The sequence below is a fragment of the Candidatus Kurthia intestinigallinarum genome, from assembly GCF_003991225.1.
Lineage (GTDB): Bacteria > Bacillota > Bacilli > Bacillales_A > Planococcaceae > Kurthia > Kurthia populi.
Genome location: NZ_JTFC01000026.1, coordinates 277,788 through 291,950, shown reverse-complemented (window position 1 = coordinate 291,950; position 14,163 = coordinate 277,788). Strand labels below are relative to the sequence as shown.

Annotated in this window: 16 protein-coding genes; 13 read left to right on the top strand and 3 right to left on the bottom strand. The window is 39.2% G+C overall.

Annotated features, from left to right (window positions below; all coding sequences use genetic code 11):
• Positions 1-13: 13 nt before the first annotated feature.
• Entirely contained in the window at positions 14-1,126 is a 1,113-nt protein-coding gene (ispG, locus tag QI30_RS07395) for a flavodoxin-dependent (E)-4-hydroxy-3-methylbut-2-enyl-diphosphate synthase (protein WP_126990292.1), read from the bottom strand.
• 296 nt (positions 1,127-1,422) lie between these two features.
• Between ispG and QI30_RS07390 the strand changes: the two genes are divergently transcribed.
• The 9 genes from QI30_RS07390 (at position 1,423) to phoU (ending at position 11,125) form a co-directional block, all read left to right on the top strand.
• The gene (locus tag QI30_RS07390) at positions 1,423-3,039 is read left to right on the top strand and encodes a Na/Pi cotransporter family protein (RefSeq protein ID WP_126990291.1); all 1,617 of its coding nucleotides are present in this window, start codon (positions 1,423-1,425) and stop codon (positions 3,037-3,039) included.
• 15 nt (positions 3,040-3,054) lie between these two features.
• Positions 3,055-3,534 carry a DUF456 domain-containing protein gene (locus QI30_RS07385; protein ID WP_126990290.1) on the top strand — a complete coding sequence of 160 codons (480 nt, stop codon included), beginning with the start codon at positions 3,055-3,057 and terminating at the stop codon, positions 3,532-3,534.
• Between the two features lie 139 nt (positions 3,535-3,673).
• A complete protein-coding gene (locus QI30_RS07380) occupies positions 3,674-4,282 on the top strand; it encodes a superoxide dismutase (RefSeq protein ID WP_126990289.1) in 609 nt (202 codons plus the stop codon).
• A 157-nt stretch (positions 4,283-4,439) separates the two neighbouring features.
• Positions 4,440-6,593 carry a peptidoglycan D,D-transpeptidase FtsI family protein gene (locus QI30_RS07375; RefSeq protein WP_126990288.1) on the top strand — a complete coding sequence of 718 codons (2,154 nt, stop codon included), beginning with the start codon at positions 4,440-4,442 and terminating at the stop codon, positions 6,591-6,593.
• Between the two features lie 167 nt (positions 6,594-6,760).
• Complete coding sequence (locus tag QI30_RS07370) at positions 6,761-7,720, top strand: PstS family phosphate ABC transporter substrate-binding protein (RefSeq protein ID WP_126990287.1); 960 nt, start codon at positions 6,761-6,763, stop codon at positions 7,718-7,720.
• Positions 7,721-7,789: 69 nt separating this feature from the next.
• Positions 7,790-8,734, top strand: a complete 945-nt coding sequence (gene pstC, locus QI30_RS07365) for a phosphate ABC transporter permease subunit PstC (RefSeq protein ID WP_233600542.1) — start codon at positions 7,790-7,792, stop codon at positions 8,732-8,734.
• Positions 8,735-9,613, top strand: a complete 879-nt coding sequence (gene pstA, locus QI30_RS07360; protein ID WP_126990286.1) for a phosphate ABC transporter permease PstA — start codon at positions 8,735-8,737, stop codon at positions 9,611-9,613.
• 58 nt (positions 9,614-9,671) lie between these two features.
• Complete coding sequence (gene pstB, locus QI30_RS07355) at positions 9,672-10,451, top strand: phosphate ABC transporter ATP-binding protein PstB (protein WP_139992762.1); 780 nt, start codon at positions 9,672-9,674, stop codon at positions 10,449-10,451.
• A gap of 11 nt (positions 10,452-10,462) precedes the next feature.
• Entirely contained in the window at positions 10,463-11,125 is a 663-nt protein-coding gene (gene phoU / locus QI30_RS07350; protein WP_370323598.1) for a phosphate signaling complex protein PhoU, read from the top strand.
• 138 nt (positions 11,126-11,263) lie between these two features.
• On the opposite strand, the gene QI30_RS07345 is transcribed toward phoU, so the two are convergent.
• Together QI30_RS07345 and QI30_RS07340 are read right to left on the bottom strand one after the other, a co-directional pair.
• Positions 11,264-11,707 carry an endolytic transglycosylase MltG gene (locus tag QI30_RS07345; protein ID WP_126990283.1) on the bottom strand — a complete coding sequence of 148 codons (444 nt, stop codon included), beginning with the start codon at positions 11,705-11,707 and terminating at the stop codon, positions 11,264-11,266.
• On the bottom strand, positions 11,704-12,060 hold the full coding sequence (locus tag QI30_RS07340; protein WP_126990282.1) for a helix-turn-helix domain-containing protein: 357 nt from the start codon (positions 12,058-12,060) through the stop codon (positions 11,704-11,706). The genes QI30_RS07345 and QI30_RS07340 overlap by 4 nt, the downstream gene beginning before the upstream one ends.
• Before the next feature lie 186 nt (positions 12,061-12,246).
• Here QI30_RS07340 and rpmG point away from each other — a divergent pair, with 186 nt between their 5' ends.
• The 4 genes from rpmG to QI30_RS07320 all read left to right on the top strand — a co-directional run bounded on the left by rpmG (position 12,247) and on the right by QI30_RS07320 (position 14,050).
• Positions 12,247-12,396 carry a 50S ribosomal protein L33 gene (rpmG, locus tag QI30_RS07335; RefSeq protein WP_126990281.1) on the top strand — a complete coding sequence of 50 codons (150 nt, stop codon included), beginning with the start codon at positions 12,247-12,249 and terminating at the stop codon, positions 12,394-12,396.
• A gap of 58 nt (positions 12,397-12,454) precedes the next feature.
• Complete coding sequence (locus QI30_RS07330; protein ID WP_126990280.1) at positions 12,455-13,045, top strand: 5-formyltetrahydrofolate cyclo-ligase; 591 nt, start codon at positions 12,455-12,457, stop codon at positions 13,043-13,045.
• A complete protein-coding gene (locus QI30_RS07325) occupies positions 13,038-13,277 on the top strand; it encodes a YqgQ family protein (protein ID WP_126990279.1) in 240 nt (79 codons plus the stop codon). The genes QI30_RS07330 and QI30_RS07325 overlap by 8 nt, the downstream gene beginning before the upstream one ends.
• A gap of 134 nt (positions 13,278-13,411) precedes the next feature.
• On the top strand, positions 13,412-14,050 hold the full coding sequence (locus tag QI30_RS07320) for an MBL fold metallo-hydrolase (protein WP_126990278.1): 639 nt from the start codon (positions 13,412-13,414) through the stop codon (positions 14,048-14,050).
• Positions 14,051-14,163: the final 113 nt, after the last annotated feature.

Sequence of the window (14,163 nt, the reverse complement as noted above, 5' to 3'; positions counted from 1 at the left end):
CCTAAGTGAATGACTACTTCGTTGCTTCTTCTTTTGCAGCCGCTTGTTTCGCATAATATTCTTCTGCAAGAATATCAATTTCTTTTTTCAATTCCTCAACCATTGTTTCTTCAGGAACTTTACGAACAGTTTTACCGTGACGGAATAATAAACCTTCACCCCGCGCACCAGCGATACCAATATCGGCTTCACGTGCTTCACCAGGACCGTTTACGGCACAGCCAAGTACAGACACTTTAATTGGTGCTTTAATTGTTTGTAAATACTCTTCTACTTCGTTAGCAATTGAGATTAGATCAATTTCAATACGTCCACAAGTAGGGCAAGAAATTAATGTTGGAATATTAGAAGCTAAACCAAATGTTTTTAATAATTCACGTGCTACTTTAATTTCTTCTACAGGGTCAGCAGATAAAGAGATACGTAATGTATTCCCGATACCTTTTGAAAGAATCGCACCTAGACCGGCGGCAGATTTAATTGTACCAGAGAATAATGTGCCTGATTCTGTAATCCCTAAGTGTAGTGGGTAATCAAAAGCTTTTGCGGCTTTTTCATACGCTTCGATTGCTAGATTTACATCAGAAGCTTTCATCGATACGATAATATCGTGGAAGTCTAAATCTTCTAGGATTTTAATGTGGTGAAGTGCAGACTCAACCATACCATCTGCAGTAGGGTAACCATATTTTTCAACGATTTTACGTTCGAGTGATCCGGCATTTACACCAATACGAATTGGTACACCTTTTGCTTTTGCTGCATTAACGACAGCTTCTACTTTTTCTTTGCGACCGATGTTCCCCGGATTAATCCGGATTTTATCTACGCCTGCTTCAATTGCTTTTAAGGCAAGTTTATAGTCAAAGTGGATATCTGCAACTAATGGGATGTGGATACGTTTTTTGATGTCTGCTAATGCATCTGCTGCGCGTTCATCTGGGCAAGCGACACGAACGATTTGACAGCCTGCTTCTTCAAGACGAAGAATCTCTGCTACAGTTGCCTCTACATCGTGTGTTTTTGTTGTTGTCATACTTTGAATGATGACTTCATTGCTACCACCGATAGTTAAATCCCCAACACGTACAGGGCGTGTTTTAGAACGGTGTGTGATTTCATTCATGAAAACTCTCTCCTTCATAGGCTTTTTGCCTTCACTATTCACTATTTTAGCAGTGTTTTTTATGAATTGACAACAAAGAAACATTTCGTATACAAAAATTGTCTGAGACAGCATTTTTGTGGTGTTTTAATGTTGTAATACTTGTTCTTTCATAAGTATAAGCCTTTTTCTTACAGTAAACGAAGGATTTGATTGGAAAGTTGCAGTGCTTTACAGTAAAAAAGGAATGATTTACAAATGATTTACATGTAGTACATAATTTAGTGTGACATCAAGACTTAGGAGGAACGACAAAAATGGATTGGCAAACCGCGTTTCAATTTATAGGTGGCTTAGGGTTTTTCTTATTTTCGTTAAAGTATATGGGACATGGTTTACAAAACTGGGCGGGCGAGCAGCTGCGCTTATTATTGCATCGCTATACCGCAAATCCAATGATGGGTGTGCTCATCGGCATTGGTTTAGCAATTATTTTACAATCAAGTACAGCGGCCATCATTATTACGATTGGCTTAGTCAGTGCCGGCTTTATGACATTGCGTCAATCAATCGGGATTATTTTAGGCGCCAATATTGGTACGACATTGACCGCTTTTTTACTCGGCTTTAATATCGGCTACTTTGCCTTTCCAATACTAGCGTTAGGCGCATTCAGTGTGTACTTTTCAAAGCGTCACACGTTTCAAAATATGGGACAGTTTTTATTCGGGTTTGGTGGGATGTTTATCGGCTTAGCTTGGATGAACTCAGCGATTAAACCAGTTATTCAATCCACACGCTTTTTAGAATGGAGTGGACAATTAAGTGAAATGCCAGTTACAGGCATGCTACTCGGTATCATTACAACGGCTATTGTGCAATCTAGTAGTGCGACAGTGGGCATTTTACAAAGCTTATATGCGCAAGGGGGCGTTTCGCTTGAAGCGGCGATGCCCATTTTATATGGCGAAAATATCGGTACGACATTAACGGTGTGCGTTGCTTCGATTGGGATGGCAACGTCAGCAAAACGCGCGGCATTATCACATGTAGTCATTAATATTTTTGGAACAATATTATTTTTCATCGTTATGACCCCATTTATTAGTTATATTACGTGGCTACAGCATACAACGGATTTAAGCTTACGTATGAGTATCGCTTTTGCGCATGGTACTTTTAATAGTGTCACGACGATTGTACTCTTACCTTTTATTGGAGCTATTATGTGGATAATTAAAAAATGTATTAAAGGGAATATATCTGATACGGATTACGTGCCGACCCATTTAGAGCGTAATTTAGTAGAGATTTCACCGGTGCTAGCAGTTGGCCAAGCGAAAGAAGAAACGATTCATATGGCAACAATTTGCCAGCAGGGCTATCAAGCAATGCGAGAGTATGTGAATACAGGTGATAGTAGCTTGCGAACGAAATCGTTAAAGCTTGAGGGGTTTTTAAATAGCAGCGAGCAGACGATTACGAATTATTTAGTCAAAATTTCAGCGCACCAATTATCAAAAGTTGAATCCGAACGGCATCATACCTTATTAGAAACGATTCGTGATTTGGAGCGTATCGGCGATCATGTAGAAAATATTGTAGAGCTTTATGATGATTTAATGCATCAGCGCAGTTCCTTTAGTGATGTTGCGATGACAGAGCTCAATCGCATGTTTGAAATGACCGAACAAATGATAGCGAAGGCAATTTTATTATTTGATACGGCCGACCGTTCGCTACGTGCGGAGATTATGCTGCTAGAGGAACAAGTTGATGAAATGGAACGGGCCAGTCGTAAAAAACATATTCATCGGCTAAATCATGGTGAATGTTCGGCCCATGCGGGTATTATATTTAGTGAGATGATGAGCAATTTAGAAAGAATTGGTGACCATTGTGTCAATATTGCAGAAGCATCTATAAGAAAATAAGAAAGGGGGAGTTTGATGACAATTTTAGCGTGGACAATTATTATCCTATTATTTATTGCGGCATTTGCCGGGTTAGTTTATCCGATTATTCCAGCGGTTGTGTGTATCTTTGCAGGGTTTATTGTATATGGCCTCTTCTTCAACTTCGGTGATTTACCTTGGTGGTTCTGGCTTATTGAAATTTTATTAACAGTATTAATTTTCGGGGCAGATGCCATTTCAAACTGGATTAGTGTAAAAAAGTTTGGTGGCACAAATGCAGGGGTATGGGGAAGTACAATTGGTTTATTAATCGGACCTTTTGTTATTCCGTTCGCAGGTATACTATTAGGCCCATTTATTGGGGCTGTAGTCGCAGAATGGATTGTTAGTCGAAAAGATTTTTTAACAAGCTGCAAAATTGGGTTCGGTTCACTCATCGGATTCTTGACATCCGTTGTTACAAAAGGGATTATTCAAGTTATCATGATTGTCATTTTTGTCATTGCTGTCTAATCCTTGAAGTTTACTAGGATTTCAGTCAAAAGGCTGAAATATGCAGTTTCAGTGAATTTTATTTGAACAACCGGGAAGTTTTTGATAATCTAAGAGTGTAAAAACTAATATTTACTTATCTCAAGGAGGAATTTGAATTATGGCTTTTGAATTACCACAATTACCTTACGCGTTTGACGCACTAGAACCACACATTGATGCTCGTACTATGGAAATCCACCATGACAAGCACCACAACACATATGTACAAGGCTTAAACGGCGCTTTAGAAGGCAAATCAGAATTCGACGGTAAATCTGTTGAAGAAATCATTGCTAACTTAGATGCTGTACCAGAAGAAGTACGTACAGCTGTACGCAACAATGGTGGCGGTCACGCAAACCACTCATTATTCTGGACTTTACTTACTCCAAACGGTAAAGGCGCTCCAGAAGGTGAATTAGCAGCTGCAATCGATGCTAAATTTGGTTCATTCGACGCATTCAAAGAACAATTTGCTAACGCTGCAAAAACTCGCTTCGGTTCAGGCTGGGCTTGGTTATCAGTAGCAAACGGCGAATTAGAAATTTCTTCTACTCCAAACCAAGATTCTCCAATCATGGAAGGTAAAACACCAGTATTAGGTCTTGATGTTTGGGAACACGCTTACTACTTAAACTATCAAAACGTACGTCCAGACTACATCGCTGCATTCTGGAACGTTGTAAACTGGGATAAAGTAGCAGAACTTTACGCTGCTGCAAAATAATCCATTTTAAATGGAACAAAGCACGTACCCTTCACGTCATGAAGGTGCGTGCTTTTTTTATGGACGAAAAATTGCGTGAACCCGCTAAGACTTTATGTTTTTTAAGGTGAAAAATGATATACTACTAATTGTGAATTGAGCAGAAGGGGGGAATTTGATGCGACGAAAACAAAAAGCACAAAAGCAGCGCGCAGCGAATCCAAAAGCGAACCAACGCGCTAGTCTTTCATTTCGAATGAATGTTCTTTTCTTCTCGATTTTCGTACTATTTTCGGTCTTAATTTTACGCCTAGGTTACATGCAAATTGTCAAAGGTGAAGATTATGTAAAGGAATTACAAAAAACTGAGGAAGTAACGGTCAATACAAGTGTTCCGCGTGGCCGTATTTATGATCGTAATGGGAAAGTGCTCGTTGATAATGAAGCGAAAAATGCCATTACGTACACCAAATATCCTACAACGAAACAAACAGAGATGTTAGAAACAGCGACGGCATTATCAAAGTTAATAAAAATGGATACGTCGAAGTTGACTGAGCGGGACAAAAAAGATTATTGGATTCGTTTAAATGCAGATGCTGCTGCGGAGAAAGTTAGCAAAGAAGAGCAGGCAGCCATTAGTAAAAAAGGTGGCGAAACATCTGAAATTCAAGCGAAAATCGATGAACTTACACGAGATCGCATTACGAAAAAAGAATTAAAAACATTAACCAAATCAGATTTAAAAACATTAGCAATTTATAGCAAAATGGTTGCAGGGTATAACTTATCGCCACAGATTATTAAAAGTGATGGTGTAAGTGATAAAGAATTTGCGGTTGTATCTGAAAGATTAAATAACTTACCAGGCGTTAACACAACAACAGATTGGGCACGTAAGAAAAAATCGGATTTAACCATCTTAGGGAAAACAACAACGCCTGAAGAAGGGATTCCGGCAGATAAGTTGCAATATTATTTAGCACGAGATTACTCACGTAATGACCGTGTTGGTAAAAGTTATTTAGAGCAACAATATGAAGAATTACTACAAGGTCAAAAAGCCGTTGTGAAAAGTGAAACAAATTCAAGCGGCCAAGTCGTTGATACGAAAACGATTAAAGAAGGGCAGGCTGGCAAAGACTTAGTCATTTCAATTGATAGTAAATTACAAGAAAAAACGGATAGTATTGTTGAAAAATACTTATTAAAAACAAAAGCAAATGGCACAGCCGGTTTATTAGACCGTGCATTCCTTGTAATGATGGACCCACATACGGGTGAAGTCTTATCAATGAGTGGCAAAAAGCTTGAAACCGATGAATCTGGCAAAATGAAAGTAACGGATTATTCGATTGGTGCCTTTACATCATCGTATGAAGTAGGGTCAGTCGTGAAAGCGGGTACGCTATTAACAGGGTATTCATATGGTGCAATTACCCCAGGTACAGGTATTTTGGATGCACCGATGAAGCTTGGTGGCATGACGAAATCTTCTCTTTATAACCGATCAGGTGCACAATCAAGTGTTATCAGTGATAAGGTTGCGCTTCAAAAATCATCGAATGTGTATATGTTTAAAACAGCGTTAAAAGTAGCAGGTATTGATTATGGCCAACAAAGTATTAATGGCATCACAGCAGCTGACTTCCAAAAAATGCGTAATGGGTATGCTCGTTTTGGTTTAGGTGTGGAAACGGGTATTGATTTACCAGGCGAATTTACTGGGGTTAAAGGGAATGAAACATTACCAGGGAAATACCTCGATTTAGCAATTGGGCAGTATGATACGTATACACCGCTCCAACTAGCACAATATGTGTCAACTGTAGCAAATGGCGGGGATCGTATTGCACCGCATATTTTAAAAGAAATTCATGAGCCGTCTGAAAATGGTAAAACACTTGGTAGACTAGATAAAGAAATCGAACCAACTATTTTAAATCATACGAATAATACACAGGCAGAATACAATCAGGTTCATGAAGGTATGAGCATGGTTTATAATACGCCTAGCGGTACAGCTTCTAAATTCTTCTCGGATGCAAAATATAAAGCAGCCGGTAAAACCGGAACAGCCGAAGTAATTTACTACGGTCCAAAAAAGGAGAAATATGGTACGTATTCAATTACGGTATCTCACATTGGTTTCGCGCCAAAAGATAATCCAGAAGTAGCTTATGCGGTTATTATGCCATGGATGTCTACGACTGCAGAGCACTCAACGCCTAATAACCTCATGGCACGTGAAGCAGTAGATGCATTCTTTAAATTGAGAAAACAAGAAACAAAAGATCAAAAGCAAACGGTCGGAGATAAAATTACTCGTTAAGCTTATAATAGGAAGAGAATCGCTTTATAGCGGTTCTTTTTTTTTATTTACACGGAATTTACAATGCTTTCATATTTCCTTACATAACTCAAATACGAGCCTTACAATCATTCTTTATAGTTAAACGTGTAAAGAATAACAAACGACATGTGTAGGGGGAAGTAACAATGAAAAAATGGAAGTACCTAATGGTGACATCAATGGCAACATCAGCTTTATTACTAGGAGCGTGTGGCGCTGATCAAAAGGCGAGTAATTCGTCATCAGAAACATCAACAAGCGCACAATCTGAAGAACAATTGCAAGGTAAAGTTGCAGGCGATGGCTCCTCTACTGTATCACCAATTATGGAAGCGATTGTTGAGGAATACGCAGCTACTCAACCAAAAGTTCAAGTTTCTGTTGGTGTATCTGGTACAGGTGGCGGCTTCGAAAAATTCATTAATGGCGAAACAGACTTCTCAAATGCTTCTCGACCAGTAAAAGAAGAGGAAGCGGCCAAACTAAAAGAAAAAGGCATTGATTATACAGAGTTTGAGATTGCCTATGACGGAATTTCAATCGTTGTTAACAAAGATAATAATTGGATTGAGGATGTGACCGTTAAAGAGCTAGAAGAGATCTGGGTAGATAACGGCAAAAAGAAAAAATGGTCGGATATCAACAAAGACTGGCCAGATGAAGAAATTAAATTCTACTCGCCAGGAACTGACTCCGGCACATACGATTACTTTGTAAACGATGTACTTGAAGAACAGCAACTTGATAAATCAGCAACGCTATCTGAGGATGATAATGTTCTTGTAACAGGTGTTGAGTCAGATAAAAATGCGATTGGTTACTTCGGATTTGCTTATTACGAAGCGAATAAAGATAAACTAAAAGTTGTGAAAATTGATGGCGTAGAACCTACACATGATACGATTCAATCAGGCGATTACACACCGCTTTCTCGTCCATTATTCGTCTATGCAAACAATAAAGCATTAGAGGAGCCAGCAATGTATAATTTCATGGAATATGCGCTTGAAAATGCAGGTGCGATGGCTGAGAGCGTAGGTTATGTGAAATCACCAGATAACGTATATGAAGAAGATAAGAAAAAATTAGAAGAATTTAAAAAGTAAGCGATATAGCAGGTAAAAAGACGGTCTGCAAAGCATGCCGTCTTTTTAAATAGAAGGGAGTCTTTGAAGTTGGTCTCACAAAAACGAGAAAAGTCGCTCGATGTGCAGCAAATGATTGCGGACAAGAAAAAAAAGGGGCTTGGCCGCAAAGCAGAAAAAATAGTACCAGTATTGCTGTTTATTACAGCAGCCGTTTCTGTCCTCACAACGATTGGTATTGTGTTTACATTGATTTTTGAAACAGTGGAATTTTTCAGGCGTGTTAGCTTCTTGGAGTACATTACGGGTACGGAATGGCTACCTTTTGCAGGGGATCCTTCCTACGGGGTGCTACCACTCGTTATCGGAACACTGAAAGTAACGGGTATTGCAATTATCGTTGCGGTTCCACTTGGCCTTGCTGTAGCGATTTATTTAAGTGAATTTGCATCTGATAAAGTTCGTCGCCTGATTAAGCCAATTTTAGAAGTATTAGCTGGTGTACCAACAATTGTTTATGGCTTCTTTGCTTTAACGTTTGTGACACCGATGCTTCAAAAGGTATTTCCGAGTCTAGAGATTTTTAACGCACTAAGTCCGGGGATTATTATCGGTATTATGATTTTACCAACAATTGCTTCACTTTCAGAGGATGCTCTATCAAGCGTTCCAAATGCGATGCGTGAAGGGGCATTTGGCCTAGGCTCAACAAAATTTGAAGTGGCCTTAAAAGTTGTGCTACCGGCCGCATTATCAGGTGTCCTTGCATCGATTGTTCTCGCGATGTCACGTGCCATTGGTGAAACGATGATCGTGTCACTTGCAGGTGGCTCAACACCATTATTTAACTTTGATGTAGAAGGTTCTATTCAAACAATGACAGCGTATATCGTCCAAGTTTCAACGGGTGATGCAGGATATGGTACGACAATTTATTACTCAATTTATGCAGTAGGCTTCACATTATTTATCTTTACGTTGATGATGAATTTAATTGCGGGATGGATTTCGAAGAAGTTTAGGGAGGAATACTAAATGGCTTATATTAATCATGAGGTTGTCGAGCGCCAGATGACGAAGCGCCGTGTGAAAAATACGGTTTTTAAAAATATATTTCTTGGCGCAACCTTACTTGCCTTACTTGCCTTAGTCATTTTACTTTATCGAATGATTACACAAGGTGCTGGTTATGTATCCTTTGATTTTCTTCAAAATTTCTCATCACGCTTTCCTGAGAAAGCAGGGGTATTTGCCGGGTTAGTAGGCTCTCTTGCAATGCTAGCAGTTGTTGCACCGGTATCGCTTCTACTTGGTGTAGGTGCCGCGATTTATTTAGAAGAGTATGCGAAAAAAAGTAAGCTGACGACATTTATTCAAATGAATATTTCAAATCTGGCAGGTGTGCCATCGATTGTATTCGGTTTATTAGGCTTAACGATTTTTGTACGAATGCTTGGCATGGGAAAAAGTATTTTAGCAGCAGGTTTAACGATGAGTTTATTAATTTTACCGGTCATTATTGTGGCAGCACAGGAAGCGATTCGCTCGGTACCAGGAAGTCTTCGTGAGGCATCTTATGGTATGGGCGCAACAAAGTGGCAAACGATTCGCAAAGTCGTGCTACCAGCGGCAATTCCAGGGGTACTAACAGGTAGTATTTTAGCATTATCACGAGCAATCGGTGAAACAGCACCACTTGTTGTTATTGGTATTCCCGTTATCGTGCAGTTTTTACCAGCGGGCGTATTAAGTGAATTTACGGCGTTACCGATGTTGATCTTTGACTGGGCAAAGCGTCCACAAGAAGAATTCCAATATGTTGCAGCGGCTGGTATTTTAGTGTTAATGGTGCTGTTAATTTTTATGAACAGTATTGCCGTATTTATTCGAAATAAATTCCAAAATCGTTATTAAGGGAGGACTTGTCATGGTACAAGCTATCGTACAGGAACAACAACAAGCCAAAAAAAAGATGCAGGTTTTAAAAAATAAACAGCGTGAAAATGTCTATGAAACGAATCAATTAAATTTATGGTATGGCAATAACCATGCGTTAAAAGATATTAATTTAAATATTCAAGAAAATAATGTGACGGCCATTATTGGACCGTCTGGCTGTGGGAAATCGACGTATTTAAAAACATTAAATCGTATGGTAGAGCTCGTACCAGGTGTGCGTACAACGGGAGAAATTAATTATCGTCAGCACAATATTTTAGATAAAGGCTATTCGGTAGAGGAGCTACGTACAAAGGTGGGAATGGTGTTCCAAAAGCCGAATCCCTTTCCAAAATCAATTTACGATAATATTGCGTACGGACCGCGTATTCATGGCATCAAAAATAAAAAAGTATTAGATCAAATTGTTGAGCAGTCACTACGCGGTGCGGCCATTTGGGATGAGGTAAAGGACCGTTTACATGACAATGCATATGGTTTATCAGGTGGGCAGCAACAACGTGTTTGTATTGCACGCTGTCTGGCGATTGAACCAGATGTTATTTTAATGGATGAGCCAACTTCGGCACTTGATCCAATTTCGACATTAAAGGTAGAAGAACTTGTACAAGAGCTAAAAGAAAATTACTCGATTATTATTGTGACGCATAATATGCAACAAGCGGCGCGAATTTCAGATAAAACAGCCTTTTTCTTAAATGGTGAGGTCATTGAATTTGATACGACAGATAAAATTTTCTCAAATCCAACAGATAAGCGCACAGAAGATTATGTTTCTGGACGATTCGGCTAGGCTAGGGGGCTATGATGATGGTTGTTCGTGAAAAATATGAGCAAGAGCTTACGCGTGTGCAGCAGCGTCTTGTCGATTTATGTGAATTAGCGATTCATGCTTTTGATCGCTCAGTAGATGGATTATTACAAAAAGATGTTGAAAAAGCATGGGTACTTATTGATCAAGATCGTTTTATTAATCGCCTAGAGCAGCATATCCAAGACGATGTACTATTACTAATTGCAAAGCAGCAGCCAGTGGCAACGGATTTACGTCGGGTGATGGTCATTGTAAAGGCGGCGAGCGAAATGGAACGTATCGGAGACTATGCTGTAAATATCGCAAAAGAAACGATTCGCCTTGGTGAAACAGAATTAACGCTACCAATTGAAAAAATTGATCGTATGCGGGGCCTTGCAGTAAAAATGCTACGTGATATGCTGCAATTGTTTATTACGGAAAATTTACTCGAGGCAAAGGTGCTCGCTGAAATGGATGATCAAATTGATGCGCTATATGGCGAGGCACTAACTGAATTATTAGAAGCAACCCATACACAAACTGGCGCAGAGAGTCAGCTACAGCAGTTGTCATTTGTATGTAAATACATCGAACGCGCAGCAGATCATGCGACGAATTTGGCAGAATCACTGTTTTATTTAGTAAAAGGAAAGCATTATGCTTTTGATTAAAAAAGAGGCTGGGACATACGTATAAAAACGACCGTTCATATGAGTATAAGAAAAGCCGGAATCGCGCTGTAGCGCGGTTCCGGCTTTTCTTTGCGAACGCTAAAAAAGGAAAATGACGTGTTTTCAGCCTCTTTTTATTTAGTTCGTCAATGCCTTTAAAATAGCGGCGTAGCTCATATCTTTTTGAAGTGTAAACGAGCCGTTTTGCAATCGAGTAGCCTGACCTTGATCGATAATATATTGTTCAAATTCACGCGCATCGGAAATGATGCCATCTTTTTGTAACGTATTCGTTATTTCAGTTGTCCCCATACCCGTTTCAATATGTAATGTATAAGTTGCTGTTGCTTTTTTTGCTGGCTGTTTTTGTTGCTGCTTTTTAAGTTTTTTTTCAAGTGCCGTAAGTTCTTTTTTTAGTGCGGCATTTTCTTTTTCAAGTGTTTTAACGGTTGTAGCAGTTGTTGACGTGTCTTTCACGCTCTGTTGCGTGTCAGGACTTTCTTTCGATGTGAGCTGCACCATACCAAGTACTGCGCCAGCAACGAAAAGGCCAATGCCAAAGGAGCGAAGTGAAGCACTCATAATAGTTTTCCTCCCGTAGCAATAATTTTTTCGATTTGCTGTGGTGTAAGAGAAGAGCGTTCGACAATTTGTGAAATCGTATACCCTTGTTTATGCAATGCAAGTACTTGGCTAACTAAAATTTGGTGAATGCCTGATGTAGTGGGTTTTGATGAAGGGACTTTAAAGGTAGGTTGTTCAAGTAATAATTCCTCTTCAATCACTTTTAAGCGCCGTTTGATTTGGGAGGTTTCTTTGTATAATGTGACAGAGATGTCCTCGGTGTCTGCGTCCATAGTTTTTGAGCGACTCATAAACAATGACACGATGATTACGAGGATACCTGCGCCCATTAAGATAATCGATAAATCCAAACTTCATCACTCCAATATGTAGTATCTAGCGCAAATTAACTAAAAAAAGCTAATTATGCTAATTGACTACATTGTAACATAAAAAAAACGAAATACTTGTAGATTTTTTTAACCAATATGATATAATGGGCTAGTCGTATAAATCATGCTCACTAAAAAAATATAACGAGTGGGAGGGATAACACAATGCGCGTTAATCTTACATTAGCTTGCACAGAATGTGGTGAACGTAACTACATTACTAAGAAAAACAAACGTAACAATCCGGAACGTTTAGAACTAAAAAAATATTGCTCTCGTGATAACAAAATGACACTTCACCGTGAAACTAAGTAATCACGCTTCTTGCCAGCCTCCTTTGAGACTGGCTTTTTCTATTTTAAGGGGGATTATAATGGAGAAGAAAGATTTGCGCAAACAAACACAACAGTTTTTAAAACAACTTGATGCTGCTACATATGAAGCATGGTCACAACAAATTCAACAGCGTTTTTTAGAAAGCGAGGCAGTGCAGCGAGCAGCAATTATTGGCTTAACGGTATCAGCATTTCCAGAAGTTGAAACACGTACGCTTATTCAAACGTTATGGTCAATGGGGAAAAAAGTCGCTGTGCCACGCTGTAAGCCAGAAACGCATGAAATGGACTTTTATATTTTTAACGATTTTGAGGAGTTAGAAACGGTCTATATGGCGCTCTTAGAGCCTGTTCCAGCGCGTACGCAATATGTCACACCGCAGGACATCGATGTACTTGTTGTACCAGGGGTTGTTTTTGATAAAGCAGGCTACCGCATTGGTTATGGAGGCGGTTATTACGACCGCTATTTGCCACAGTACAAAGGAGAAACGGTGGCATTTTGCTTTGCGGCTCAGATGGTTGCAAAAGTACCAAAAGATACGTATGATTATCCTATAGATAGTATTTTGACAGAGCTTGAATGGATTCATTGTAAGCAAGTACGAAAGGAAGAAACACATGGCTAAACGCGTCATCGACATTGATCAAATTGAAAATATGCAAGACATCCGACAATATTTAAAACGATTTGGCACATTTGTCTATACGAAAAACCGTATTGGCGACCTGCGTATGATGGAAGCAGATATTAAGGAATTATACGAAGCGGGCATTTTAGATGTTCGAGAATATCAAAAGGCACGCCATATTTTACGGGCAGAGGAACTGCGCTTAGAAAAAGAAGGTTACCGACAATAAACTGTTTGAATCGATGAGTCGCGACGATGTTTATAATAAACATGTGGGCGATTTGTTGATTGAACAGTTTTTTTATATGGCATAAAGTGACAGTTGTGTGAGTCTGCCGTTATAATGGGCAAGAGGTGAGAGAAATGTATAATATTCGACGCTATGTTGTAGGATTAGTACAGGAGAACTGTTACTTTATTTCAAATGCAAATAAGGAAACATTAATTATTGATCCAGGTGATCAAGGGGAGCAATTAATAAAAGAATTGCGCAAAGCAAATTTAAAGCCAGTCGCTATTTTATTAACACATGCCCATTTTGATCATATTGGCGCTGTAGATGATATACGCACAGCATTTACGATTCCAGTGTATGTGCATAAAAACGAAGCAAAATGGTTAGGGAGCCCTTCGTTAAATGGCTCAGGGAAATATCGTGAAATTCCGGATGTTACGGCGCATGATGCGGATGAATTCTTTTCAAAAGAGGGGAATATGACGATTGGCTCCTTCACATTTGATGTACGCCATACACCAGGCCATTCTCCAGGAAGTGTATCGTTTGTCTTTGAGGACCAGGGCTTTGCAATTGTAGGAGATACACTATTCAAAGGAAGTATTGGTCGTACGGATTTACTTGATGGTAATATGAAGGTTTTGGTGCAATCCATTGATGAAAAATTATTATCACTTGATGAGGATATGATAATTTATCCAGGGCATGGTGAAGCAACGACTGTATTTGAAGAAATGGAAAGTAATCCATTTTTAAATGGTTTTTAATAGTTAGTGAAGGAGGGTGAATGCTCTCCTTTTTTGTTTGCAAAAAACGGCATAAAAAAAAGAGGCGATGGATGCCTCTTCAACTTGGAAGATATGTGCAAATATCTTCATCT